Raw genomic sequence first — 24,269 nt, forward strand, 5'->3', positions numbered from 1 at the left:
ACACTCAACGCCGCCACAGCGCACTCAGCGGCCTACCACCCATCAGCCGCCTGTAACCAACGTTATGGCCGGGTACAGCTAGCTCCAACGTCGCCACTGCGCCTCGATGGCACGCCGTCGGGCGCAGTGGCGCGTTACGGGCCGCTCAGCCCGAATGGGGCAACTGGTCGGTGATGTCGACCCAGGCCGTTGCGTCCCGGCGGTGATCATTCATGTTGCGGCACTCTCCGTAGACGCGCAGGACCCCCGTGCCGGGGTCGTCGCGCTGGCGGGAAAGCATCGCGGTAACCGCGTTTTTTGACAGGGTCTTGGCCAGCGCGCGGTCGCCGGGAGCCCGCGCTTCGGCCCAGCCATGATCGACAAGCGCCGCCGCGAGTGCCGGGAGGTAGGCGTCGGCGGGTGCGGTGCCCGGCAGCGCGAAGGTCAAATAGATCGCCCCCTGATACGGCGGGTCGTCCCGGTCCTTGCACGACATCAGCGTGTAGCTCGCCGACGCGGTCCGCAGCCCGGTCACGGTGACGATCTGCCTTGCCGACTCGAGGACCTGGGCCGCGGATTGCTCGTCGGTGACCGGGTCGGCGGGATGGTCAAGCACGTCGGCGGGCGTGGTGTGCAGCCGGTCCACCGCCACGACGGCGCCCCCCAGCAGCAGGCAGGCCCCCAGCGCGGCCGCGAGCAACGCGCGCGCGTGCGTCGAGCGCAGCCAGTGGACAGTCGGAGCCATCAGCGGCCAGGCTAACCCGGCGCGCGGCGCGCCGACTCGACAACCTGTACCGCAGGCCTCCGCGTTCGGGGCGCGGTCGCATTGCCAGGGCTAATTTATTTGTTTCTCACCAATTTCTAAACCTCTGCGCGCGCCTCGTAGCGAGCCAATCCCGCTGATAGAGGGCATATCTCGCGGCATTTTCAAACAGGTAACACTTCGGACACGCGCGCCGAAATGTCTGGCATGAGAAAACTCTGCAAGACTTCCGTCAAGTACGCCATCGTCGGCGGGATCGTTGCAGCCTCGCTGACCTCCTCCACCGGCGTCGCCAACGCCGCCCCCACCGGCCTTACCCCCGGCCCCAACTGGGACGCGATCGCGCAGTGCGAGTCCGGTGGCAACTGGCACGCCAACACCGGAAACGGCAAATACGGTGGGCTGCAATTCAAACCGGACACCTGGGCGCGATACGGCGGCGTCGGCAACCCGGCGGCCGCGTCCCGCGAGCAACAGATCGCCGTGGCGAATCGGGTCTTCGCGGAGGAGGGCGTCGAGCCCTGGCCCAAGTGCGGCGCCGCTTCCGGCCTCCCGATCGCCTGGTATTCGCACCCCGCTCAAGGAATCAAGCAGATCGTCAACGGGCTGATTCAGGCGGCCGTGCCCCATTAATCGCCATTGGTCTATGACTCAACGCGCGGCTGTGTTTGGATCAGGCCATGGAAGGTTCGGCGACTGTTCACATGGCGGCGCCCGCGGACAAGATCTGGAATCTCATCGCGGACGTGCGCAACACCGGACGGTTTTCCCCGGAAGTGTTCGAGGCCGAGTGGGTGGGCGGCGCGACGGGCCCGGCCCTGGGCGCCAAGTTCCGCGGCCACGTCCGGCGCAACGAGATCGGGCCGGTCTACTGGACGACGTGCAAGGTGACCGCCTGCGAGCCCGGCCGGGAGTTCGGGTTTGCGGTGATGCTCGGCGACCGGGCGGTGAACAACTGGCATTACCGACTGGCCCCCAGCGAAGGCGGCACCGACGTGACCGAGTCGTTCCGGCTCAACTCGGCGCCCTGGCTCGGCGTGTATTGGTTATTCGGTGGCTTTCTGCGCAAGCGGCGCAACATCCGTGACATGACCAAGACGCTGAACCGCATCAAAGATGTGGTTGAGGCCGGCTGACCGAAAGGCTTTGACGGCCCGTGAAATCGATTTTCATCACTGGCGCGGGCAGCGGCATGGGCCGCGAGGGGGCAAAGCTCTTTCACGCCAAGGGCTGGCGGGTCGGCGCGGTGGACCGCAACGAGGACGGTCTGGCGACGCTGCGGCGGGAATTGGGCGGTGACCGGCTGTGGACGCGCGTCGTCGACGTGACGGACAAGGCCGCCTTGGACGGTGCGCTTGCCGACTTCTGCGCCGGCAACCCGGGCGGCGGGCTCGACATGATGTGGAACAACGCCGGCGTCGGCGCATCGGGTTGGTTCGAGGATGTGCCCTACGAAGCCGCGATGCGCGTCGTCGAGGTGAACTTCAAGGCGGTGCTGACCGGCGCGTACGCCGCCCTCCCCTACCTCAAGAAGAACCCCGGCAGCCTGATGTTTTCGACGTCCTCGTCGTCGGGCACCTATGGCATGCCGCGCCTCGCGGTGTATTCGTCGACCAAGCACGCCGTCAAGGGCCTGACCGAGGCGCTCAGCGTGGAATGGCGGCGCCACGGGGTGCGGGTCGCCGACGTGCTGCCCGGCCTGATCGACACCGCCATCCTCACCACGACCACGAACCATTCCGACGACGGCGGGCGGCCGATGTCCCCGGAGGAGCTGCGGGCCCGGGCACCGAAGAAGGGCATGTTCCGGCTGATGCCCGCGGCCAGCGTGGCCGAGGCGGCGTGGCAGGCTTACCACGACAAGAAGCGGCTGCACTGGTACGTGCCGAAGAGCATTCGCGCGATCGACTTGCTCAAGGGCCTGAGCCCGGAGTTCGTGCGGGCCCGCATCGTCAAGTCCCTGCCGGCGCTGATGCCGAAGCGGCAGTAAAGGAGGCACCTGATGCGAAACCGTTGCAGGGCAGTCGCTTTGGTCCTTGTCGCCGGGGCCGCAGTGGCGGGGTGCGGGCAGGCCGAGACGGTGCCCCGCAAAGCCGCGCGCGTGACCGTCGACGGCGCCACTCGCACGACGCGGCCCGCCGATTGCAGCCAGGACCAGGGGTACCGGACCATCGACATCCGCGACCGAAACGGTGAGATCGAGGCGGTGGTGTTGCTCAGCGGCTACCGCGCCATGCCGCAGTGGGTGAAGATCCGCAACGTCGACGGGTTCACCGGCAGCTTCTGGCAGGGCGGCGTGGGAGACGCGCACGCCGACGTCACCCACGGGTCCTACACCATCGCCGGCAGCGCCTACGGCATCAACAACAGCAACCCCAACACGACGGTGACGACGGACTTCAAGATCTCCGCCGAGTGCTGACGGGTCCAGTCCTAGGCTGGGTGAGACCACCTGAGATCTGGAGGACCGGTGAAGGAGAGATTGCACTGGCTCGTGATGCACGGCTTCATCCGGGGCGTCGCGGCGATCGGCATGCGGCGCGGCGAGCTCCAGGCCAGGCTGATCGCCGACCCGACGGTGCCGGCCGACCCGGTGCCGTTCTACGACGAACTGCGCGCCCTGGGCCCGCTGGTCAGGGGCCGCGTCAACTGTGTGACGACTGACCACGCGCTGGCCCACGAGCTGCTGCGATCCGACGACTTCCGGGTGGTCAACATGGGTTCGAACCTGCCGGCGCCGCTGCGGTGGGTGGAGCGCCGCACTCGCGACGGCTTCTTGCATCCGCTGCGCGAACCGTCGTTGTTGGCCGTCGAGCCGCCGGACCACACCCGCTACCGCAAGACCGTGTCGGCGGTCTTCACCCCCAGGGCGGTCGCCGCCTTGCGTGACGGGGTGGAGCGGACCGCGGCCGGTCTGCTGGACCGGCTGGCCGACCGGTCCGGCGTCGTCGACATCGTAGGAGAGTATTGCTCGCAACTGCCGGTCGCGATCATCAGCGACATCCTGGGGGTGCCCGAACAAGACCGTCGGCGCGTGCTGGAGTTCGGCGAGCTGGCGGCGCCCAGCCTGGACCTCGGCTTGCCGTGGCGCCAATACCGTAGGGTGCAGAAGGGCATCGCCGGATTCAACGTCTGGCTGGCCGACCATTTGCGGGAGCTGCGGCGCGCCCCGAGCGACAACCTGATGAGCCAGCTGATCCAGATGGCCGAAAGCGGTTCGCCCGAAACGCATCTCGACGCGGACGAGCTGCAGGCCATCGCCGGCCTGGTGCTGGCGGCGGGGTTCGAGACCACGGTCAACCTGCTGGGCAACGGGATTCGCATGCTGCTGGATGCGCCCGAACACCTGGAGACGCTGCGCCGGCGTCCCGACCTGTGGCCCAACGCGGTCGAGGAGATCTTGCGGCTGGAGTCCCCGGTGCAGCTCACCGCGCGGGTGGCGCTGAAGGATGTGGACATGGCCGGGATGCGGGTGCGCCGCGACGAATTGGTGGTGATCTATCTTGCCGCCGCCAACCGGGACCCGTCGGTATTCGAAGATCCGCACCGCTTCGACATCGAAAGGCCTAATGCCGGGCGGCATCTCGCCTTCTCCGGCGGCCGGCACTTCTGCTTGGGCGCCGCCCTCGCGCGCGCCGAGGGCGAGGTCGGGCTACGCACCTTCTTCGATCGCTTCCCCGAGGTGCGGGCGGCCGGGTCGGGAAGCCGCCGGGACACGCGGGTGCTGCGCGGATGGTCGACGCTGCCGGTGACCCTGGGCCCGGCGCGATCGATGGCTCCGGCCGAGGTCTGATCGGCCTGGCGTTAGCGGCGGCGACGGCGTCGGCGGCTCGGCCCATTCCTGCCGCCGGAACACGCGGAGATGAGCGCGGCGGGACCCGCGGCGGCGGCGAAGGCCAGTCGCCGCATGGCCTCGCGCCGGGTCAACAGGCCGTTGGCTTGACCGGTTCCGACGTGCTCCGGCTCGTCGCGCTGCGATGTCACGCCGGTAAGTATGCCCCCCGGCCGCCGCTTTCCGAAGGATCATCGCCGTCAAGCGAGGTAGCGGCCGAACCGGTCCTGCAGCCGTTGCCACGCGTCGGCCGCCGCGGCCGCGTCGTAGCGCGCGCCGGTGTCGTTGAAGAAGGCGTGATCGGCACCGGGCTCGACGACGATCCCGTTGGTCAGCCCGGCGCGATCCAACGCGGCCTTGGCGGGCCGGCTGCGACCTCGTGACGCGGGAGTCCAGCGCCGCATAGGTCGCCAGCACGGCGGCCTTGGCTCCGGTGAAGGCGGCGCTGTCGGGCAGCGGGCCGTAGAACGGGACCGCGGCGCACACCCCCGGGCGCCGAAGGCCAACAGCTGCCACACCAATCCGCCACCGAAGCAGAAGCCGACCACGCCGACCTTCTGTCCCGGGGCGCGCGACTTCAGTTCGGCCACACCGGATTTCAGGTCGTGGGTGAACCGCTCCGGCGGGAGCTTCGCGAGCGCGGCGGTGGCCTGCGCCGGATCGGCAAAGCCGCCGGTGCCGCGCTCCCCGGACAGCACGTCGATGGCGAGGGCGGCGTAGCGTGCCCCGGCCAGGCGTCCGGCCACCGACCGCACCCAGTCGTCGAGGCCCTTGTTCTCGTGGATGACCGGGACGGCCCCCTTGGTGTTGGCCGGCTGCGCCCACGCCCTTGGAGCTGGCCCTGCGGGCCGGCCCACGCGATCGGCGCGGTCAACAGCCCGGCGGCGTGATCGGTGGTGATTTCCCCGGCGATGTAGCGCTGCAGCGGGGTCACCCCGCTGGGTATCCGCCGCACCGTTGACACCCGCCCGACAAGCGGGTTTATTGACCGCCATGACAAGAGAGGTTTCTGCGATCGCGGTCGACGATGTCGTACTCGGGCTATGGCAGGCGCTTTCGCGGCGCGATTGGGACGCGGTCAAGACCTTCTTGGCAAAGGACTGCCTCTACGTCGACATGCCGGTCCCCGCGCTGGCGGCCCGCGGCCCCGAGGACATCGTGAAGCGGCTGAAGATGGGTCTCGAGCCGCTGGCGGCCTACGAGAACCACGACGGCCTGCTGGTGTCCAACGGCCCCGACGCCATCTACGAGCACTCGGAAACCTGGACGTTCGCGTCCGGGGAGCGGGGCGTGTTGCGCTTCGTCACCGTGCACAAGGTGATCGACGGGAAAATCGCTGTGTGGAAAGACTATTGGGACATGCAAAGCCTCGTGAGCTTCGCGCCGCCCAACCACTTCGAGGCGCTCGCGACGGCGGACACCAGCTGGGTGTTTGATGCAACCGCGTTGGTGTGAGGGCACCGCTCGGTGGCCCGCGTGGGCCAGGAACCGATACGTACAACGCACTATGTCATGCCCGGTGCCTGCCGCCCACGAGCGTTGACGGCGTACTGCTCACGGTGGCCTTCTTTACAGATGGGTTCGCAGACCTGATAGGTGAGGATGCCGGTTCCTTGAGCGCCATCACCGCCCCAAGAACTCCATGACATGGACTCGAAGTCGCTGTCCACCGTCGGCGCAGTTTGGAATATGCGTTAGATCCCGGGATGTCCGGTTTTATGGGTTGTCGCTGCCATAGGTTGTGGCAGCGTCGTGACACGAACGGATGCCCTACATCCGCGAAAGCGAAAACGGGTACGTGTTGGTCCCGGCCGGCGCACCACCGCAGCCTGTCGCGAACGAGGATTCCAGCGCACCGGTCAGCGTTGTTCCATCCCATGAGTACGTGTCGTGGGTAGGAAGGGCGGGGCCATAGAGACGTCACCGCAGCGCAGGCCATCGGGGACATCGACCGTCAACGTGTAGCGGCCGTTGGCGAGCGGTCTGTTGGTGATGGCAACGCGGGCGAACCGGGCATCGAACCGGTCGGTGGGCTTTGTTGGGTCAGGTCGATGTCGCCGTCTAGTTCGGGCGCCATGGGTATAAGGCCGTACAACATCAAGGGAATGGGGCCGCACGGATCGTCGAGAGGGCCGGCGTTGGCTGGAGCAGACCCTACGACGCATAACGCGGCAATGCCGGGCAGCGCGATTAAGAGTCGCGGTGTCAAATGGGCCAACATCATGAACACGGTTACCGAAGTGTCGCGGCAAGATCGCCGGACATCGCCGCTAATTGAGGACCCCACGTGCCCCAATCGTGCTGTCCGTTAGGCGGCAGATCGAAGTGCGCATTCCTCCCCCCGGCAGCGTGGTAGTGCTGGTAGAAGAAGTGGTTGCTGCCTTGGGCCTCGTCGCAGAATCCAATCATGGCCGGTGGATCACTGCATGTGGGCGTGGACGGACTGAACATCCACAGCCGCGTGTTGTTGTCGATGAGCATCTGCACATGGACATCAGGGTCGTGCCACTTCCACCTGCCCAACTGGGCGGCTCCCCACATGTTTCGGGTATCGACACCGCCGTACTGGGCCATGCCCGCAGTTAGGGAACCGTTGTCCATGGTGCGCGACGGGGTGAGGTATCCCGACATCGACCCGGCATATCGGAAACGGTCCGGGTGAAATTCCGCCATCATCAACGCGCCGGTGCCTCCTTGCGCGGCTCCGACAATGCCGTGTCCGCCCGGAGAAAGCCCTTTGTTGGTCGCGAGCCAGTCGGGCAACTCCTGGGATAGGAAGGTCTCCCACTGGCGACTGCCATCCTGTTCCCAGTTCGTGTATAGGCTCCAAGCACCCCCTGCCGGAGCAACAACTGCGATTCCTTTACCTGCCAAAGTATTCATCGCATTTCCAGCCGTGACCCAATTACTGGTATCAGGTGCGGCGTTGAATGCGTCGAGCAGATATACCGCGTGCGGGCCACCCCCGTGGAACGCAACCGGGATGTCGCGCCCCATCGCCGCAGAAGGAACCATCAAGTATTCGGTGTTGTCGGCCTTGGCGGCAGGGTGCCAGAGGCTCATTGCTACGAGCGCAGCCAGCGCCGCCCGCGGCAGGATGGTGCAGCGCGTCATTTTCCAGCTAGTCCAATCGATCTGACGGATGTCATTCTGGCGTGGTACGTAATCCCGGACGTCCTCGCCACTGTCGTTCAAGCCTGCTCGCCGCAGGCCAGTGAGTCGAAATCTCGCAACTTGAGGCCCGCTCTCTACGGCACTCTCCGTCTGGCGGACCTGGTCGGCCAACGGGAATACGGCCCGTGACCCGCCTTCTCAGTGCGGCGGATAATCCGGAGGCGGAAACGTACCCCGCAACGCCCATGGCAGCCAGCTGAAGAAGTACTCCAGTTCGTCACTCGCGTCATAATCTGGGCTGGGATCCAGCGTTACCTCTCTCGGTCGGTGAGTGGATGAGAAACTCCGATAGCGTTGCCGCACACCAAATCACGTTGGATCCCCGTACACGGCGACTACCACTGAGCGATCCAAGCTGTTGGCCGACCAGACTCCCATCTGCCGGTAAGCGCAGTTGGACATGATCGCCATGTAGTCGGGGCGGTAGTACCACTGATTCATAATGTCGAGATTGTTGATCGCCAATGAAGTGTTGATCGCTACTGTTTCTGCCACGCTTCCGTGATATCCGGCCGCATTGGCCCGGTCTTGGGCATTTGAGCCGTCCGATCCGAGGTCGCTGTCGAGTGCCCGATTGCCCATGAGATCGTCGGTGTGCCATTGAGCAGCCAGTTGCAGCTGTAAATTATTGGCGACGTCGTTGGTGCAACCGTGTTGATGCTGAATGGTGTAGACATTGGCGATCACGCTGTTGTTCAGTCGCTTGTTGTCTGCGCCGACTGCGGGCGCAAAGACGATGGCAAGACCACAAGCGGCTGCGGTGCAAAGGATTACACCGATTGGATTGCGCGAGCTCAACCGTATCCGTCGGGTCCTTTGCGCTGTGGCTGCCTCATCGATGAACGACGAGCGCGGCTCACGCATCCCAAGGAGCGATCGCCTTTTCGCGTTCAGATTGACGGTATGGGTCTGCGAGGTGCTTGCCCTCGCAGCAAACAAGCTATTCGTCACGCCCACGGTCTGGGCTTCGTTAGACAGGAAGAAAGTCGGAGATGAGCCATTGGCCGCCGATTTTATCGAGTGTCACCTTGACGCTGGAAGCGGTATCCGAGGGTGGTCCGGTGCCGACCGTGGTGGTCTGGTCCACGAAAACCACAACGACGACACGGTTCATGCTCGCCGAGGCGACGGCCGCGGCAGGCGCGGAAGCCACCGCGGTGATATTGTCCCGCTTAGCGCCAGGGATGACGACGTCGTTTATCAGATGCGTGTAAGAATCACGGAACTTGCCGGTCAGACGATTCTCGGCGCCCTTGAGATCCTTATCGACGGTGTCTGCCTTATACGACAGCATGGCAACCACGGATTCCCTTGCCGCTGTGAGAGCTTCGACGCCGGCCTGCTGCGAACCGCGTGCCGACGACTCCTGCCATTTCAGGTATCCCGACCCAGCGGTCAACGCCGCCGCGATAACAGGCAGTACACCGTAGACAGCGATCTTCGCCCACGGCGTCCTTCTGGCCAAGCGGCGTAGGTTGGACCGTGTTTGGGCGTGGCCGGCGCTTATGTCGGTGGCGCCGTCATGATCGGTCTGCGCGGCTTCGTCGTCGCGCGAGTCCCGTCCGGCCATCACCCTCTCAGGTTTGTCATCGAGGACGCCGCGTAGATCCCCCCGACGACTATGGCCGTCCGATGTTTCGGCGTGCGGTTCTATGTCTTGCTCATCGGCGTTAACGCCGGTTACCGATTCGGTCATACCACGAACTCCACATTGGAAACCTTCGCCCCGTCACCGACCTTCTGTACGGTGATGCGCATCCGCCACGACCGGGGCTTTTGGGTTGGGGCGGCCACGTTCTGGGTCTTGACGGTCACCGCTACCAGCACTTGGGCGCGGTCGCCGTCCACCGATTCGATGCCCGCTTCCCCGACGCTTCCTTGCGTCACCGACTGAGCTTGTCTGACAGTTTCAATGAACGCCTTTGAGCGACTGCGGAAGTCGTCTTGAAATGTTCCCGTTGACGCGTCGATAATCCGTTGAACGTCCGTTTCGGCAGTGCGGAAATCGATAGTCGTTAAATTCAAGGCGCCTTGGCGACCGACCTGCAAGAACAGCGTGCGCGCCTCAATGCGCCGGTGCGACTGCTCGGCGCGCCATCCCAGCCAGCCAGTAAGAGCCGAAAGAGCCAGCACGATCAGGATTCCGGCGGCGGCGGCCGCGCGAACTGGAGAGTGTTGCTTGGTCGAAGGTGGGTTGTCCAGCACCTTGTTGGCTTCACCGGTGCCGTCGACGTCGTCTCCGGGGGGCGCCTCAGATGGCCGATTTTCATCGCCGCGGTCGGCATCGTCGGAGACATCAGACGATGAGGCCATCGACGAGTTCTGCTCGGCATCAACGGCAGCAGTAATCCGACCTTCGCAATCGGTAGTCGCTGCCCTGCCAGAACCGGCCGTGGGTGCGACTTCAGCTGGCTTGAATCCCCTTTCAGGACGGCGTCGTACAGAGCGGGCCATACGTCTGATCGAATTGGCCGTTGCGCTGGTCCGGATCCGTGGCTCGCTGCGCGTGGGAACTACTGTGGGTAGGCGATGTTTCATCGATGTGGTGCCGTTCCTGTCGGTGAGGTCGTCGGGTGGTCTATTTATTCGCGGGAGGCATCACCATGTCCTGCCATGTTCGTGTCGCCGAGCTCCGGGCCAAGTTGGACTGGCTGTAGACCTTGCCGTCGGGCCCGACGTAATTTCCTGTTGCCGGGTCGTATTGAGCTACCGCCAATGGTGGCGGCGTGGCAGCCGGCGGCGGCTCTCCTCCGGCGGCGGATCGGCCGGGGGGCGGTTGCGGGATGTCTTGACCCGACAGGGTGCCGTTGGGATCGCCCTTCCAGTTGAACCCGTCGTTGAGCGGCACATACTGTTCGTCGCTCTCACACATCTTGGCCGTCGGTGCACGTTTCCCTGGAACCGTCAGACACGGGAAATTTCGCGCACCACGGACGTCGATGATCGGATTGTCTTGCGGGATCCTGCAGTACAGATCGGCGTCAGTTCGGTCGGGTTCATCCTCGAAGGTTGGCGGCCGCTGCTGTTGAGCGGGCAAGTATCCAGTCGTGCACGGTGGTGGCAGGTTGATGTTCAGGTTGAACGCCATGAACGCACCGCGGTATGGCTGTTTGGTGTTTTGGTTAGCGATCACGATTCCTTCGATGTTGGCCAAACCTTGGGGCACCAAGACCAACAGTTGCTCGATTGCGGGCTGGTATGCGATCGCGACATCGTCGATGCTGACGAGGTTCGCCATCAGTAGTGGCAATGTCGGTCGGAGCTGTTCGAGCAACTGCTGGGACTGCTGGGCCGCCGCTGGTCCGTTGCGCAGCAACCCCGAGAACGAGTCATTGTGGTTTTGCACCTGTGAGGTGATCGTCGCCAGGTGCGAGGCCCATCCTTGGATTGCAGCGGCAGAGTTGCCCTGAGAGTCAAGGACTGGTTTGGACTGATCGATCAAGGAAGTCAGGGCATCAAGGTTGGTGTGGGCATCAATGGCCAGCTGTGTCGATCCTTTCACGATCCTGGACATCTCGGGGCCTAAACCGCCTACAGCGGTATAGCTTTCGTCGATCGCCGTCTTCAGGTTGTCGTGTGGCACCGCAGCTAGGCCGCGGTTTGTCGCGTCGAGCAGGGCATTGATGTCAGGGGGCACTGACGTTCGGTTGGCCGGGATGACATCGCCGCTCTTCAGGGGTGGAGAGGAGCCGTTTCGCGGCAGCAACGCGATATATAGTTCGCCGATCGCCGATTGGCTGTGTACCTGAACGTCAAGGTCTGAAGGGATTTTGCGGTCAGAGTTGAGGGACAACACGGCCTCAGCGCCCGTATCGGTTAGACGTACCTCGTCGATACGCCCCACCTCAGTCCCGCGGTAGGTGACGTTGCCCCGCGGATAAAGTCCACCGGACTGCTTAAGCTGCACAGTCACCTTGTAGTGACCGACTCCGGCGATCATCGCCGGCAACTGCATGTAGCCAAATATCATCACGAGCGCCGCGGTCATCGAGATCGTAATGAACAGGGCCAGCTGAATTTTGACCTGCCGAGTCAATACCATGTCAGGGCCCCTGATCTAGGTGGTAGGGGATGACGAGCGGATTAGCCGCTGTCGCTGGGCTGGGAAGCTGACCGATCGTGCGGCCCCACTGCAATTCGAGTTCGGTGAGGTTTCCTTCCCACCGGGTCCCCGTGAAGAACGCTTGGTCCAGTCGGCTCAACGTCAAGTCGATGATCGCTGTCAGGTTGGCGTAGTCCCCGCGAACCCAGTTGCCGAGAGTGTCGTTGACCCAGGGATAGGTGGGTATGACGCTGAGCGACCTAGTCAGTGAGGGCCCGGCATCGGCCAGCGACCGCACTATGGGGCCAACCGCTTTGAGTTCTGCGACCAGAGCATCTTCGGACTTGTTCGTGGTATCGGCGGCCAACGCGGCGAATTTCCCGAACTGGTCGAAGGCTTCAACGAGGTGCGAACGTTGCGCACTGAGCACCGCCAGGGCCTCGGGGATGGTACGCATCGCCCTGTCCAGCACAGGCTTCTCCGCAGCAAACTGATCCGTCAGATGATTGAAACTTTCTGTTGCCGAGATGATGTCGTTCTTCTGGGCGTCGAGATGCAACGTGAATTCGTTCAGCTGTCCGATGAGGCTACGTAAGTCTTGCTCGCGACCGGCGAACGCGGTGCTGAAGGCTTTGGTGATGTCTTGAATCTGACCCAGTCCTCCACCATTGAGTAACATGGAGACCGCTGCGAGGGTCTGTTCCGTCGTGGGGTATGCGCCAGCGTTTTTCAGCGGGATGAGCGAACCTTCGTGCAATTTGCCTTGCGGCGCCGCACCCACGGGGGGGCTGAGTTCGATATGCAGCGAACCCAGAAGGCTGGTCTGCCCGACTTTTGCCGTAGCATTCGCCGGAAGTGCGACATCACGATTGACGGTCATCGTGACAAGGGCGTGCCAGCCTTGACGTTCAATCTTGGTGACATTGCCGACCGTGGTGTCGGCGACACGAACCCGGGAATTCGGCTGGATGTTCGTCACATCGGGCAGCTGGGCCTGGATTGTATAGACGCCTGGTCCGCTTCCTTCGGTCCCCGGTAGCGGCAGCGAATTCAGCCCATGCCAGTCGCAGCCACTGATCAGAAGCGCCGCCGGAAGTAATAGTGCCAGAACTCTTCTCAAGCGTCTGATCATCATCCACCCACGTTCGTCGGGATCATCATGCCGGTCAGGCCCTTAGCCGGGTCGGTGGGCGCCGGTGCCTGCGGCTCGATCAGTGGAGGGCCCTCCTGCGTTGCCGACTGGGAGGCGGGGGGCTGATCCGGTGGGTTAGGCCCGGCTTCGGGGGGTTTGGGGCTCATCCCCGGCTGCCCGGCGGCCGATGGTGGAGTGGGACGATAGTCCGGTCGCAACCAGTCCTCGCTATAGGTGATCTCGTTCGGGCGCGCCTGGGCGTTGGTGAAGGGATTGAAGCCGATCGGCGGAAAGTTGTACTGCCGGTTCTTCAGAATGGGCGCCAGGTACTGCACGCACAGCTTCGCCGACTGCTCAGCACCACGCCGCGATGCGGCTTCGACTGCCCCGCAGATGAACTGGATGGGGTTGGCGAAGTTGTTCAACGCCAGCGCGCCCGTGAGGGCGCCGTGGGCCGGTTCATAGATGTTGAGGAAGTTGGCGAAGGTTGTCGGGGCGACATGCAGGGTTTGCTTGACATCGTCCATACTTTGTACGACCGCCCCGGTCAACGTGGACAAGTTCTCTGAGGTCTTGCCTAGCGCTTCGCGGTTGTCGGCGACGAATTGCTTGATATCGATGGTGGCTCTGCTCAGACCGTCAAGGGCTCTACCGATGGCGTCAGGGTCGCTGGCAAGTAGTCCGGTGACTGCGTTCAGGTTCTGGTTTAGTTGACTCATCAGATCCGTACTGTCGTGCAATGCTGATATCAGGATCGACAGGTTTTTTATCGTGGAGAAGATGTCTCCGCTGTGGTCGCCGAGCGCCGAAAACGCCTGCGAGAGCTTGATGATGGTGTCGCGGATGTTCGCTCCCTGGCCGCGCAGGTTGTCAGCGGCGGTGTTGATGAGGGCGCCAAGCGGACTCACTCCGTCGGGGCCCGGTTGCAGGCTTTGAGTCAGTTTCTCCAGCTGCTGGCGGAAGTCGTCCCATTCGACGGGGACCGCGGTGCGATCTTGGCCGATCACGGCTCCGTTCTGCATGACCGGCCCGCCGGTGTAAACAGGGGTCAGCTGTATTGCCCGAGAGGTGATCAGTTGGGGAGAGAGAATGACCGCTTTGGCGTCGGCAGGCACCTTGTATTGGTCGCCGTACCAGAAGGTGATTTTCGCCCGAGTCGGTTCAGGCTCGATGGTGTCGATCTTGCCGATTTTCACGCCGAGCATGTACACGTCATCGCCGGGAAAGATGCCGTTGCTGTTATCGAAGTAGGCGGTGACGTACGTGCGATTCGACCGCCCGATGGTCTGCGCCACGACGACCCCACCGCCGGTCAACAGCAGAGTCAATGCGACTGCCAGCGAGATTGTGAAGATGCGGCGTGGCGTCATCGGATGCCTCCCTTCGGCTGCTGGGTGCCATCTGCTGAAACCTCGTTGGGTGCAGGCACGTAAACCGGATTCGGCGTCGGCGACGGGCTGTAGGCGGGCTCGGCAGGCGTGGGTGGGCCAGGCGGTGGTCCGCCTGGTGGCGGCGCCGGCAGTGGTTCGCGATACGGGTAGCGCGGGTCGCCAGGCTTTCCGGTGATCGCGTCGGGCAGGTGCAGCTGTGGAGGGCCGCCCTGGCCCGTGCGCGGATAGGGCATCGGCAGCGGTGGTGTTGCTGGCTGTCCGACAGGGGGGTCGATGCGTTTCGATGGCGCCAACACATTGGGGTCGAGGCCGAGGTCGGAGAAGGCCGCATCGATGAACGGTTGAACGAACTGGCCCGGCAGCAGATTGGATAGGTATGCCTTGAAGAAGGGGCCCGATCCGACAGATTCACCCAGTGACAGCGCGTATCGGTTCAGCATCTTGATCGATTGCTGCAGCTCAGTTTTGCGGTTGTTCACCATCGTGAGCACTGCGTTGAGCTTGTCCAAAGACGGTCGCAGTGTGGTCTTGTTGTCGGCGATGAATCCTGAGATCTGCGTGGTGAGCCGCGTGATGTTGGCCGATAGGTTTTCCAGTGCTGCGCTTTGCGTCCTCAGTTGCTTAAGGAGCGCGTTTGTGTCGGAGATGAGCCCGACGATCTGGTCTGTGCGCTGGGCTAGGACGCCGGTGACCTTGTTGGCTTGTTCTAGCAGCGATCGCAGTTCGTTATCACGCTCGTTGAGCGATTGCGAGAACCGGCCTACACCTTCGACGGCCACTCGCAGATCTGCCGGGGTGTCTTTGAAGGTCTGCGACAGAGTTTGGAAGGAGCGGTCGAGCTCGTCAGTGTTTAGACCGCTGATCGTCTTGGCCAGGTCACCGAGCGCGTCGGGGAGTTGGTAGGCCGGCGTGGTCCGTTCCAGCGGGATGGCCCCGGTCAGGGGTCTGTCGCCTCGCGGAGAGACCTCCAGGACCTTAGCGCCCAGCAGGCTTTTGGTCTTAATAGCGGCTTCGGTCCGGTCACCCATGTGGACGTCCTCGGACACTTTAAACTTGATCAGAACGCGGGTGCCTTCCAGGTCGATGCCGGTGACCTCACCGACCCGGTATCCAGCGACCTGTACCGGAGCGTTGGGCGCCAATCCGCTCGCCTCAGCAAAATACGCCGAATACTGCGGGCCGATATCGAAAAAGGGCAGTTTCTTGAACTCCAGGGCGCCGACCACTACGACTGCGGTCAGTCCGATACCAACAAAACCGATGACCAGAGGGTTGCGTTCACTGAAGGTCTTCATTTTGGCGTGCACCGGCCTGTTGTCTGGCCGGCCAACTTGATGTAGACCGGCTGCCCGCCTTTGCCGTTGACCTTCAAGACGAGGTCGCACAGATAGAAGGTGAAGAAGTCGCCGCTCAGTCCCAACCGGTTGAGGATCCTGTATTTGCCGGGCAGACCTTTGAGGATGTTGTCCACGTACTCACGGTCAGACAAGACTTGGGTACTAGCGCGATCCAACTGCGCCACAACATCTTTGAACGGTTCTCGTGATTGTGACAGCAAGTCGGCGATCGAGGCGGCGGCCGCGTTGCTATAGGCAATGCTGTTGCTGATGTCGACCTTACGCTCCGCCAGGCCCTGGACCAGCTTGGATAAAGAGTCGACCGTCTTGTCGAATTGCTTACTCTGATCCCCCAGGGATACTAACACCGTGTTCAGATTTCCAATCACCTGGCTGATGAGCGCATCTCGGTCGGCCAGCGTGCTGGTAAATGAAGCGGTTTGTGTCAGAAACGACGAGATCGACTCGCCTTGCCCCTGAAATGCTTGAATCAGCTGTGTGCTCAAGGCGTTAACCTGCTCCGGATTCAAAGCGCGAAAAAGCGGCCTGAATCCACCGATCAGCGCGTCGAGGTCCAAGGCGGGCTCTGTGCGATTAACAGGAATCGTCTGGCCCGGGTTGAGCCGCTTGACGCTACCCGCCCCTTCTTCTAGCTGCACAAACCGGTCGCCGATCAGGTTGTTGTAGCGGATGAGGACCTTAGTGCCTTCGGTGAGGACCACGGTGTCATCGGCGGAGAAGGCCACCACGGCCTGACCTTGTCGGTTGATCGAAATTTTTTTCACCTTGCCGACTTCAACGCCGGCGATACGCACGAAATCACCTTCTTTTAACCCACTGACGTTGGTGAACACCGCCTCGTAGATGTGCTCGTCTTGGAACCGCAGTTGTGCGAAAACCAGGAGTAGCGCGAAGGTTCCCGCCGCGCAGACTGTCATGAAGATCGCCAGGCGCCAAACGGCACCCGATAAGTTGCCTCTCATCCGTTACTCCAGGGTCCTCATGGAGATGGCGGCGGTGCGCCATCGGTCGGTGGTGTGTCAGGCGGGGCCACTGCGGCCGGGTTGTCGGCTGCTTGGGGCAGCCATGGCAGTGGACCAATCGGCGGCGGTGGAGGTGCGCCGGGCGGGGGCGCGTACAGCGGCGTACCGTCCGGCGCGTACTGGGGTACGCCGAAGGGCGGCCCTCCTGGATAGGCCGGCGGCGGTCCGGGAGCAGGTCCACCGAGATTGCGGATCACGGGCGGTTCGGGCTTTGCTCGCGTCACCGGAAAGTAGTTGACCCATCCGGGAAATCCGATGCCGGGGTTAACCCGGATGTCTTGCCCGGTTCCCCATCCGGTGTTGGTGACTAGTGCTCGGATTGGATAGTTCTTCGATGCGTCAGGCAACGATCCGCAACTCGGTTTACCACCCGGTCCGCCTTTGGCGGCCACGATCGGCAGGTTGTCAGGATAGCGATACGGATCATCGGCAAGGAGTAGACCGGCGTCGAGTATGACCGAATAACCATTGCCACCCTCGGCGTCCTTGCCGCCGTGGTCGACGAACCACTGCGCCCCTTGCAGTGTGCAGGTATAGATGGGGTTGTACTTCAGCAGCAGGTCGGTCGTCGGCTGCAACTTGTTGATACCGTTGACGATGGCGTCTCTGTTTGGGCCCACTAGGTTAATTCCCGATTGGGAGAATCCAATCGTGTTCAGTAGCAGTGCATCTAGGTCGCGCGACTGCCCGGTCACCGTGGAGCTCACTGTGCTCGACGTGTCGAGCACAGTGATGATGTCTTTTGCCGCTTTGCCGTAGGCGTCGCTGAAGCGCTTGAACGAACGCCAATCTGCGGCGACTGTCTCCATGCGGGGATTAATGGCCTCCAGGACCTGGTTGGCGTCGCTAGTGGCTTCTCCGATGCGCTCACCCTGGCCGCGCACGCCGTCGGCTAGCGCGCCCAACACCGCGTTGAGCTTGGGTGGGTCGACCTGGCGCAGCACATCAACAATGTTCTGGAAGACGGTGTTGACCTCCGTACTGACGTTTCGCGAGATCACCGTTGCCCCAGCCGATATGCGTTTGGCGGCGGGCTCCGCGGGAGGTATCAAGTCGACGTATTTGGCACCAAATGCGGTTGTGGCCCGGATTTGCGCTTGGACGTTGGCCGGTATGTAGCGGATTTGATCTGGGAATAGCGCAAGCTTGAGCTTGACAGGTTCCCGACCGCCGATGATCCCTTCAACACGTCCGACTTGAACGCCCCGCATTTTAACTTTCGCGCCCGACTCCATCACCAGACCAGAGCGGTCCGATTCTAAAGTCACTGGTACGTAGGAGTTTAACGACCCGTTGAAACGCATAATTGTGCCTATCAGGATGGCAACAATGACGGCGATGAGGATTAAGGTCCAAACCGCCGGGTGCAGGCTGCGCTTGCCGCGTTTAAGTGTCATGTCGACTATCCCGAAAGGTTGAAGTTGCCGGACTGTCCGTAGATAGCAAGTGAGGTCACCGTCACCGTGAAAGCCGCAACGACGAGGGAGGTACGCACCGCCCGACCAACGGCTTCTCCAACACCGGCCGGCCCGCCTGAGGCATTGAAGCCATAGAACGTGTGGACCAACATGATGACGACGGCCATCGCCACCGATTGCACGAAAGACCAGATCAGATCTTGGGGATTGAGAAAGGTGTTGAAATAGTGGTCGTATACACCCGTCGATTGACCATAGATCGCCGTGGTGCCGAATCTGGCGGCCAGAAAAGACATCAACACGCCAACGCAATACAGCGGCACCACGACGATCACGCCGGCGATGACCCGAGACGAGGCAAGATAAGCCACGCTACGGATACCGATGACCTCAAGCGCGTCGATTTCTTCGTTGATGCGCATCGCACCCATTTGCGCTGTTGCGCCGGCGCCGATGGTCGCTGACAGCGCGACGGCCGTCGTTCCTGGAGCGATCAACCGCACGTTGAAAAATGCTGAGGCGAACCCGGTCAGTGCCTCGACTCCAATACTGGCGAATTGGTTATAACCTTGCACCGCAACCAATGCGCCGGTGGACAGCGTCAAGAACCCAACGATGGCGACTGTTCCGCCCACCACTGCGAGCGCTCCGGCGCCCAACCCCATTGTCGCGATGAGCCGAATGACCTCGGCGGGGTAGTTGGCGACCGCATCACGGATCGAAAGGAGCGTGAGAAAGTAGAACTGGGTCTGTCGACCAATACGGTTCCAACCATGCGCGACTCCGTATGCCAATCTGCTAGCGCGCGGATAGACCGTACTGGGTGCGTTGGGGCTCATAGTGTTGCCTGCACTCCGACCGCGGTCGCGACGATGTTGATGGCGAACAACGCCATGAAGGTGAATACCACGGTCTCATTGACTGCATTTCCTACCCCAGCGGGCCCGCCGGAGACGGAAATGCCCTTGTAGCAAGCGATCAGTCCTGCCGCCATACCGAACAGGGCGCCCTTGACGAGCGCGATGATGACGTCGGCAACGTGAGTGAGCAGGGTCAAGCCTGCGACGAAGGCGCCGGGCGATACATGTTGGACGTAGACACAGAAGAAGTAGCCTCCGCTCAACCCGACCAAGATTACCGTGGACGCCAAAGCAACTGCCACTGTGGTTGCTGCCAGCACTCGCGGCACCACCAGCGCCTTAATCGGATTGACTCCCATGACTCGAAGCGCATCGAGCTCTTCGCGGATAGTGCGCGCGCCCAGATCCGCGCACATCGCAGTGGCGCCTGCGCCCGCGATGACGAGCACAGTAGCCAAGGGGCCAATCTGGGTCACCGTGCCCAGCGCCGCCCCCGTTCCCGAGAAGTCCGCGGCACCGAACTCGATCAACAAAATATTGAAGGTGAAAACCAGAAGCACCGTGTAGGGAATGGTCAGCATCAGTGTCGGAAGCAGCGAAACCCTTGCGACGAACCATGTCTGCAACAGGTATTCACGCCACGCAAAGGGAGGCCTGAAGATGGCGACGAGTGTGTCGAGCGCCATGGCAAAGAAGCCGCCCAAGGATCGAACGGGTTTGAGAACCGTCGTTGTTAACGTGGTCATCTACACTTCGGCCATCTGCGTACTGTGGCCACGAAGTCGGGACGCAGTTTGCTATGCGCCGTTCTGCTGGCGGCGAACCGCGCAGCACAGCCCCTGAGCGCGTAAGCGACCGGAGATCGCAACAAATCTCTCCCTACCACCGTCATCTCCGCCCCCCCCTGTAGCGCGGATGCTTAAACTTATCGTCCACTCCTGGGTTTATCACACCGGACCAGAGCACTATGACCACCAAGCATCTGATATCGCGAAACCAGTTATCGATACACGTATTTTAGTTCTATCCATCGGCCATGTACCCCGGCTGTGTCCACCAACTACATATAGGTGAGATGACCGTCAGCGGACACCGAAAGCATATATTTTTGCGCCTTTTAGTATCAATATTATGGCACCGGTAACAGCGGCGTCAACATGCGACCCTCCCCTTTCTCCGCTACGGCGCTCTTCCCGGTGAGACTGTGTTCGGGGTGTTTGCTCCTTCCGTTTAGCGACGTAACCAGCCGACCGACCCAGGCCGCCGACACGTGCCCCCACCCACGTGCTGCATATGTGTTCATGTGTGACACCAGGGAGCAGAGTGGTACGTGGTGGTGCGTTTCCGCGCCGGGCGACCGATGCCTTCGGCGATCGCGATCAGCTCGGCCACCGTCTTGGCCGAGCCGTATTCGGAGCCGGCCATCCGCGAGATGGTCTCCTCCATCAGCGTGCCGCCCAGATCGTTGGCGCCCCCGTTGAGCTTCACCTGCGTACGCTCGACACCGAGCTTGACCCAGCTGGTCTGGATCTGGGAAATGCGGCCGTGCAACATGATTCGCGCCAGCGCGTGCACCGCCCGGTTGTCGCGGTGGGTGGGTCCCGGACGTGACGCGCCGGCCAGACACAGCGGTGAACTCTGGTGCACGAACGGTAGTGGCACGAACTCGGTGAAACCGCCGGTGCGGTCCTGTATTTCGCGCAGCACGTTGAGGTGGCCCACCCAGTGTCGCGGGTTGTCGACGTGGCCGTACATCATCGTCGACGACGACCGCAGCCCCACCTCGTGCGCGGCGGTGACAATTTCGATCCACAGCGATGTCGGCAACTTGCCCTTGGTCAGCACCCAGCGCACCTCGTCGTCCAGGATCTCGGCGGCGGTGCCCGGGATGGTGTCCAGGCCCGCCTCCCGAAGGCTGACCAGCCACTCGCGAATGCTCAAGCCGCTCTTGGTGACTCCGTTGGCGATCTCCATCGGGGAAAACGCGTGCACATGCATGGACGGCACCCGCGCCTTGACCGCGCGCCTCAGATCGGCGTAGCCGGTGACCGGCAGTTCGGGGTCGATGCCACCCTGCGCGCACCTCGGTGGCGCCTTGGACGTACCCCTCCCACGCGCGGTCGGCCACCTCCTCGGTGGACAGCGAGTAGGCGTCGGCGTCGCCCTTGCGCTGCGCGAACGCGCAGAACCGGCAGCCGGTGTAGCAGATGTTGGTGAAGTTGATGTTGCGGTTCACCACGAAGGTCGCATCGTCGCCGACGGTCTCGCGGCGCAGCGTATCCGCCAGCGCGGCAACGGCTTCCAGTGCCGGACCATCGGCGGTCGCCAGCGACAAGTATTCGCTGTCGGAGCAGCCGGCGGGGTCGCGTTCGGCGGAGCGCAGCGCGGCGAGCACGTCGGTGTCTAGGCGTTCTGGCGCTTTGGCGCCCTGGGCGGCCAGTTCGTGAACGTGGGCGCGGATCGATTCCCAGTCCCCGAAGGCACTGTCGATGTCGCTGCGGGTTTCGGTGTTGCGGCCCTCGCTGTCGATCGCCGCGTTGAGGTCGACCCGGCCCGAGAAACCGACGTCGTCGGGCTCCTGCCACGGCATCCCAACCGGGTCGACGTCGCGGGCCAGTCCGGTGGCCGGGTCGGCCAGCGCCATCACGTGTCCGGACACCCGCGGGTCGATCCAGGCCGAGCCGGCCTGCACGTATTTGGGCTGTGCCGTCAGCCGCTGGACCAGTTCGTAGCCGGCTTCGGCGGTGACGGCGGCCAGATCGTCCAGGGCCGGCCGGGGCCGCTCCGGGTTGACGTGCTCGGGGGTGAGCGGTGAGACCCCGCCCCAGTCGTCGACTCCGGCGCCGATCAGCGCCAGGCACTCGTCGCGCGACACCAGGTTGGGTGGCGCCTGGATGCGCATCGCGGGGCCGAGCACCAACCACGCCACGGCCACCGTCGCCAGGTAATCCTCGATGCCGGCGTCGGGAACGGCGGCCATCGCGGTGTGTTCCTTGGCCCGGAAGTTCTGCACGATCACCTCCTGCACGTGACCGAATTCCTTGTGCGACTTGCGGATTGCGTGCAAGGTGTCTGCCCGCTCGGCAAGGGTCTCGCCGATGCCGACCAGCAGGCCGGTGGTGAACGGAATCGACAACCGGCCCGCGTCGGTCAGAGTGCGCAGGCGAACGGCCGGATCTTTGTCCGGGCTGCCATAGTGCGCAAGCCCTTTCGTCTCGAACATCCGCCGCGACGTCGTCGCGAGCATCATGCCCATGAACGGCGCCACCGGCTTGAGCCGGGCCATCTCCGCCCAGCTCATCACGCCGGGATTCAGGTGCGGCAACAGCCCCGTCTCTTCGAGCACCCGGATCGCCATCGCCCGCAAATAGGACAGTGTCGAGTCGTAGCCACGCGCTTCCAGCCACTCGCGCGCCTCCGGCCATCGATCCTCGGGACGGTCACCGAGGGTGAAAAGCGCTTCCTTGCAACCGAGTTCGGCACCGCGGCGGGCGACGTCGAGAATCACGTCGAGAATCTCGTCGGGCTCGAGATACATGCCGGCGCCCTGGGCGCGCAGCTTGCCTGGGACGGTGACGAAGGTGCAGTAGTGGCAGCTGTCCCGGCACAGGTGGGTGACCGGAATGAAAACCTTGCGTGAGTAGGTGATCGGTAGCCCACCACCCGGGCCGCGGCGTCCGGCCGACTCCAGACCCGCGTCGCGCACCCGCGCCGCGCTTGCACACAGATCCGCCAGAGCCGCGCCGCGCGCGGTCATCGCGACCGCCGCCTCGTCGATGTTCAGCGCCGCGCCATCTCGAGCCCGCCGCAACACCCGACGCAGCGCCGAGGCACTAACCTTGGACGGGATTGCAGGGTTGGGCAAAGCGGTGGGGTGGCGACATTGGGCGTCGAGCGCGGTGCCTACCCCTGTCTCGGGTGCACGCCAGGACAATGGAGGTGGCCACACCGTGGTCATGTCTTAACAGCCGCGACGACGCAGTGTCGTCTGCTGCCCCTGTGGGCCACAGGGACGCTCAATTTGATCATTCATTGGCTTTCATGGCTGCCATTAGCTCAGGACCAAGGTCGGCATAGCCGGCGATGGGTGCGGCATTGGTCAGCAACACGTGCGTCGCGCCATGTTCGGTATAAGGGGTCAGCTTCTCGACAACCTGCTCGACGGTGCCATTCATCGATACCCGGTCCACCGCTTCGCGCGGAGTGCGTTCGATGATGTCCATCGCTTGCGCCCTGTCATACCAATGAGGAACGCATTTTCTGGCATACATCCAGTTCGCACCCATCGGATGCTCGCCGAGGCCCCACTTGGCGTAGAGGTCGGAGTTCGGCAGGAACATCATTCCCCACCAACGCAGATAGGGATTGTCGCGCAGCGCCTCCATCTCGCGTTCGTTCTCGGTGACACACACCACCGCCGATATACAGATGTCGAGCTCGTCGGGGTCACGGCCAGCCTCGGCGGCATATTTGCGCAATGTGGCGACCTGTTGTGCGAATACCTCGGGATCGTCTTCGGTGAACCCCGGAGCAATTGTCGTCCAACCATTGCCTGACTCGCCTACTAGCTTGAGATCCTCGTCTGAGGACCCCGCGATCCACATCCGAGGCGGCGTCTCACCGTATGGCTGCAATGCCATCAAGGCCCGATCCAGATTCCATACCCGGCCCTCGTAGGAGACGGGATCGCCGCCGGAGTCCAGGAACCGACGGATGATATTTACCGTGTCGACCAGTTTGTCGTGGGATCCGATGCGGCTGTATCCGTAAGGCTTCATTTGCTTTTGCTCCCCTGCACCCAGCATCGTGATCGTCCGCCCGCGCGTCAGGTTGTCCAACGAGAGCATGGTCTGGGCGATGATGAATGGTGAGCGACGAACCGAGTCGATCGAACCGTAGATGAACTTGATGCGCTCAGTTTGCTGGGCGGCAACGGCAATGACGGGCGCGGGATCGTAGAACAGCTGCAGCGTCGGAATCGATGCGGCCAGCGGTGTCACGTCTGGGGTGTGTATCGAGTCCGGCTGGAACCCGTTGGCCTGATCCCAATAAGTGTAGAAGTCATACCCTTGGGATTCATACAGCTGTGCAAAGCCTGTTGTCGCCTCGGCCGACTGCAGCGTCAACGCGAAGTTGCCGTACTCGATCCGACCCATGCTAAGCCCCTCCTATCTTGTGGCCTTGCTTTCACTCTTCGATGGCCCATCTCTAGCTCGGTCATCAGCGAAGCTGCGCGACTGCGCTGGCTCTAGTTGCCGTGACCGACCTCTCAAAACTCACGGCTAGTGACATAGGTCG

The 24,269-nt window shown here is 63.0% G+C and carries 20 protein-coding genes and 4 pseudogenes; 6 read left to right on the forward strand and 18 right to left on the reverse strand.

The features are described from left to right. Positions 1-145: 145 nt before the first annotated feature. Entirely contained in the window at positions 146-724 is a 579-nt protein-coding gene (locus tag AWC19_RS05520) for a hypothetical protein (RefSeq protein WP_211284855.1), read from the reverse strand. A 225-nt stretch (positions 725-949) separates the two neighbouring features. On the opposite strand from AWC19_RS05520, the gene rpfC reads away from it, so the two are divergent. From rpfC to AWC19_RS05545, 5 genes are read left to right on the forward strand one after another with little or no spacing between them, the layout of a single operon-like run. After that, a complete protein-coding gene (gene rpfC, locus AWC19_RS05525) occupies positions 950-1,375 on the forward strand; it encodes a resuscitation-promoting factor RpfC (RefSeq protein WP_211284856.1) in 426 nt (141 codons plus the stop codon). A 29-nt stretch (positions 1,376-1,404) separates the two neighbouring features. After that, on the forward strand, positions 1,405-1,878 hold the full coding sequence (locus AWC19_RS05530; protein ID WP_211284857.1) for an SRPBCC family protein: 474 nt from the start codon (positions 1,405-1,407) through the stop codon (positions 1,876-1,878). A gap of 20 nt (positions 1,879-1,898) precedes the next feature. After that, on the forward strand, positions 1,899-2,732 hold the full coding sequence (locus tag AWC19_RS05535; protein ID WP_085077077.1) for an SDR family oxidoreductase: 834 nt from the start codon (positions 1,899-1,901) through the stop codon (positions 2,730-2,732). A gap of 12 nt (positions 2,733-2,744) precedes the next feature. Further along, a complete protein-coding gene (locus tag AWC19_RS05540; protein WP_085077078.1) occupies positions 2,745-3,164 on the forward strand; it encodes a lipoprotein LpqH in 420 nt (139 codons plus the stop codon). A gap of 48 nt (positions 3,165-3,212) precedes the next feature. Then, positions 3,213-4,535: a cytochrome P450 gene (locus AWC19_RS05545; protein WP_085077079.1), complete on the forward strand. Its 1,323-nt coding sequence runs from the start codon at positions 3,213-3,215 to the stop codon at positions 4,533-4,535. 11 nt (positions 4,536-4,546) lie between these two features. Here the strand turns inward: AWC19_RS05545 and AWC19_RS28895 are convergent, their stop codons facing one another. Together AWC19_RS28895 and AWC19_RS05550 are read right to left on the reverse strand one after the other, a co-directional pair. Beyond that, complete coding sequence (locus AWC19_RS28895; protein WP_425436878.1) at positions 4,547-4,726, reverse strand: hypothetical protein; 180 nt, start codon at positions 4,724-4,726, stop codon at positions 4,547-4,549. Between the two features lie 48 nt (positions 4,727-4,774). Further along, a pseudogene (locus tag AWC19_RS05550) lies at positions 4,775-5,508 on the reverse strand (dienelactone hydrolase family protein). A 59-nt stretch (positions 5,509-5,567) separates the two neighbouring features. On the opposite strand from AWC19_RS05550, the gene AWC19_RS05555 reads away from it, so the two are divergent. Further along, positions 5,568-6,029: a nuclear transport factor 2 family protein gene (locus tag AWC19_RS05555; RefSeq protein WP_085077080.1), complete on the forward strand. Its 462-nt coding sequence runs from the start codon at positions 5,568-5,570 to the stop codon at positions 6,027-6,029. Positions 6,030-6,344: 315 nt separating this feature from the next. Here AWC19_RS05555 and AWC19_RS30390 read toward each other — a convergent pair. The 15 genes and pseudogenes from AWC19_RS30390 to AWC19_RS05630 all read right to left on the reverse strand — a co-directional run. Continuing rightward, positions 6,345-6,547 (reverse strand): annotated as a pseudogene (locus AWC19_RS30390) (hypothetical protein); the annotation flags it as partial. Between the two features lie 259 nt (positions 6,548-6,806). Then, the gene (locus AWC19_RS05565) at positions 6,807-7,688 is read right to left on the reverse strand and encodes an alpha/beta hydrolase-fold protein (RefSeq protein WP_085077081.1); all 882 of its coding nucleotides are present in this window, start codon (positions 7,686-7,688) and stop codon (positions 6,807-6,809) included. A gap of 198 nt (positions 7,689-7,886) precedes the next feature. Next, a pseudogene (locus AWC19_RS31525) lies at positions 7,887-8,612 on the reverse strand (CAP domain-containing protein). A 106-nt stretch (positions 8,613-8,718) separates the two neighbouring features. After that, the gene (locus AWC19_RS05575; protein WP_142281014.1) at positions 8,719-9,444 is read right to left on the reverse strand and encodes a hypothetical protein; all 726 of its coding nucleotides are present in this window, start codon (positions 9,442-9,444) and stop codon (positions 8,719-8,721) included. Beyond that, positions 9,441-10,202 carry a tetratricopeptide repeat protein gene (locus AWC19_RS05580; RefSeq protein WP_245848757.1) on the reverse strand — a complete coding sequence of 254 codons (762 nt, stop codon included), beginning with the start codon at positions 10,200-10,202 and terminating at the stop codon, positions 9,441-9,443. Before AWC19_RS05580 ends, AWC19_RS05575 begins: the two co-directional genes overlap by 4 nt. Before the next feature lie 124 nt (positions 10,203-10,326). Then, positions 10,327-11,790, reverse strand: a complete 1,464-nt coding sequence (locus tag AWC19_RS05585) for an MCE family protein (RefSeq protein WP_085077083.1) — start codon at positions 11,788-11,790, stop codon at positions 10,327-10,329. A gap of 1 nt (position 11,791) precedes the next feature. Continuing rightward, positions 11,792-12,922 (reverse strand): MCE family protein, encoded by a 1,131-nt coding sequence (locus AWC19_RS05590; protein ID WP_085077101.1) that lies wholly within the window; start codon positions 12,920-12,922, stop codon positions 11,792-11,794. After that, the gene (locus AWC19_RS05595) at positions 12,922-14,292 is read right to left on the reverse strand and encodes an MCE family protein (RefSeq protein ID WP_085077084.1); all 1,371 of its coding nucleotides are present in this window, start codon (positions 14,290-14,292) and stop codon (positions 12,922-12,924) included. Before AWC19_RS05595 ends, AWC19_RS05590 begins: the two co-directional genes overlap by 1 nt. Then, the gene (locus AWC19_RS05600; RefSeq protein ID WP_085077085.1) at positions 14,289-15,608 is read right to left on the reverse strand and encodes an MCE family protein; all 1,320 of its coding nucleotides are present in this window, start codon (positions 15,606-15,608) and stop codon (positions 14,289-14,291) included. Before AWC19_RS05600 ends, AWC19_RS05595 begins: the two co-directional genes overlap by 4 nt. Beyond that, positions 15,605-16,633, reverse strand: coding sequence for an MCE family protein (locus AWC19_RS05605; protein ID WP_085077086.1), 1,029 nt, complete (start codon positions 16,631-16,633; stop codon positions 15,605-15,607). The genes AWC19_RS05600 and AWC19_RS05605 overlap by 4 nt, the downstream gene beginning before the upstream one ends. A 17-nt stretch (positions 16,634-16,650) precedes the next feature. After that, positions 16,651-18,090: an MCE family protein gene (locus AWC19_RS05610; protein WP_085077087.1), complete on the reverse strand. Its 1,440-nt coding sequence runs from the start codon at positions 18,088-18,090 to the stop codon at positions 16,651-16,653. A gap of 5 nt (positions 18,091-18,095) precedes the next feature. Next, positions 18,096-18,950, reverse strand: a complete 855-nt coding sequence (locus tag AWC19_RS05615) for an ABC transporter permease (protein WP_085077088.1) — start codon at positions 18,948-18,950, stop codon at positions 18,096-18,098. Continuing rightward, positions 18,947-19,717 carry an MlaE family ABC transporter permease gene (locus AWC19_RS05620; RefSeq protein WP_085077089.1) on the reverse strand — a complete coding sequence of 257 codons (771 nt, stop codon included), beginning with the start codon at positions 19,715-19,717 and terminating at the stop codon, positions 18,947-18,949. The genes AWC19_RS05615 and AWC19_RS05620 overlap by 4 nt, the downstream gene beginning before the upstream one ends. 553 nt (positions 19,718-20,270) lie before the next feature. Beyond that, a pseudogene (locus AWC19_RS05625) lies at positions 20,271-22,905 on the reverse strand (bifunctional FO biosynthesis protein CofGH). Positions 22,906-22,996: 91 nt separating this feature from the next. After that, the gene (locus tag AWC19_RS05630; protein WP_085077090.1) at positions 22,997-24,127 is read right to left on the reverse strand and encodes an LLM class flavin-dependent oxidoreductase; all 1,131 of its coding nucleotides are present in this window, start codon (positions 24,125-24,127) and stop codon (positions 22,997-22,999) included. Between the last annotated feature and the right edge of the window lie 142 nt (positions 24,128-24,269).

It is taken from the genome of Mycobacterium palustre, from assembly GCF_002101785.1.
Classification (GTDB): Bacteria; Actinomycetota; Actinomycetes; order Mycobacteriales; family Mycobacteriaceae; genus Mycobacterium; species Mycobacterium palustre.

What these genes read in the sequence shown, in the direction of transcription:
- AWC19_RS05520 (WP_211284855.1), bottom strand. Translation starts at nt 724, where the DNA reads ATGGCTCCGACTGTCCACTGGCTGCGCTCGACGCACGCGCGCGCGTTG.
- AWC19_RS05600 (WP_085077085.1), bottom strand. Translation starts at nt 15,608, where the DNA reads ATGAAGACCTTCAGTGAACGCAACCCTCTGGTCATCGGTTTTGTTGGT.
- AWC19_RS05575 (WP_142281014.1), bottom strand. Translation starts at nt 9,444, where the DNA reads ATGACCGAATCGGTAACCGGCGTTAACGCCGATGAGCAAGACATAGAA.
- AWC19_RS05620 (WP_085077089.1), bottom strand. Translation starts at nt 19,717, where the DNA reads ATGACCACGTTAACAACGACGGTTCTCAAACCCGTTCGATCCTTGGGC.
- AWC19_RS05565 (WP_085077081.1), bottom strand. Translation starts at nt 7,688, where the DNA reads ATGACGCGCTGCACCATCCTGCCGCGGGCGGCGCTGGCTGCGCTCGTA.
- AWC19_RS05610 (WP_085077087.1), bottom strand. Translation starts at nt 18,090, where the DNA reads ATGACACTTAAACGCGGCAAGCGCAGCCTGCACCCGGCGGTTTGGACC.
- rpfC (WP_211284856.1), top strand. Translation starts at nt 950, where the DNA reads ATGAGAAAACTCTGCAAGACTTCCGTCAAGTACGCCATCGTCGGCGGG.
- AWC19_RS05580 (WP_245848757.1), bottom strand. Translation starts at nt 10,202, where the DNA reads ATGGCCCGCTCTGTACGACGCCGTCCTGAAAGGGGATTCAAGCCAGCT.
- AWC19_RS05630 (WP_085077090.1), bottom strand. Translation starts at nt 24,127, where the DNA reads ATGGGTCGGATCGAGTACGGCAACTTCGCGTTGACGCTGCAGTCGGCC.
- AWC19_RS05540 (WP_085077078.1), top strand. Translation starts at nt 2,745, where the DNA reads ATGCGAAACCGTTGCAGGGCAGTCGCTTTGGTCCTTGTCGCCGGGGCC.
- AWC19_RS05595 (WP_085077084.1), bottom strand. Translation starts at nt 14,292, where the DNA reads ATGACGCCACGCCGCATCTTCACAATCTCGCTGGCAGTCGCATTGACT.
- AWC19_RS05585 (WP_085077083.1), bottom strand. Translation starts at nt 11,790, where the DNA reads ATGGTATTGACTCGGCAGGTCAAAATTCAGCTGGCCCTGTTCATTACG.
- AWC19_RS05555 (WP_085077080.1), top strand. Translation starts at nt 5,568, where the DNA reads ATGACAAGAGAGGTTTCTGCGATCGCGGTCGACGATGTCGTACTCGGG.
- AWC19_RS05615 (WP_085077088.1), bottom strand. Translation starts at nt 18,950, where the DNA reads ATGAGCCCCAACGCACCCAGTACGGTCTATCCGCGCGCTAGCAGATTG.
- AWC19_RS05590 (WP_085077101.1), bottom strand. Translation starts at nt 12,922, where the DNA reads ATGATCAGACGCTTGAGAAGAGTTCTGGCACTATTACTTCCGGCGGCG.
- AWC19_RS05605 (WP_085077086.1), bottom strand. Translation starts at nt 16,633, where the DNA reads ATGAGAGGCAACTTATCGGGTGCCGTTTGGCGCCTGGCGATCTTCATG.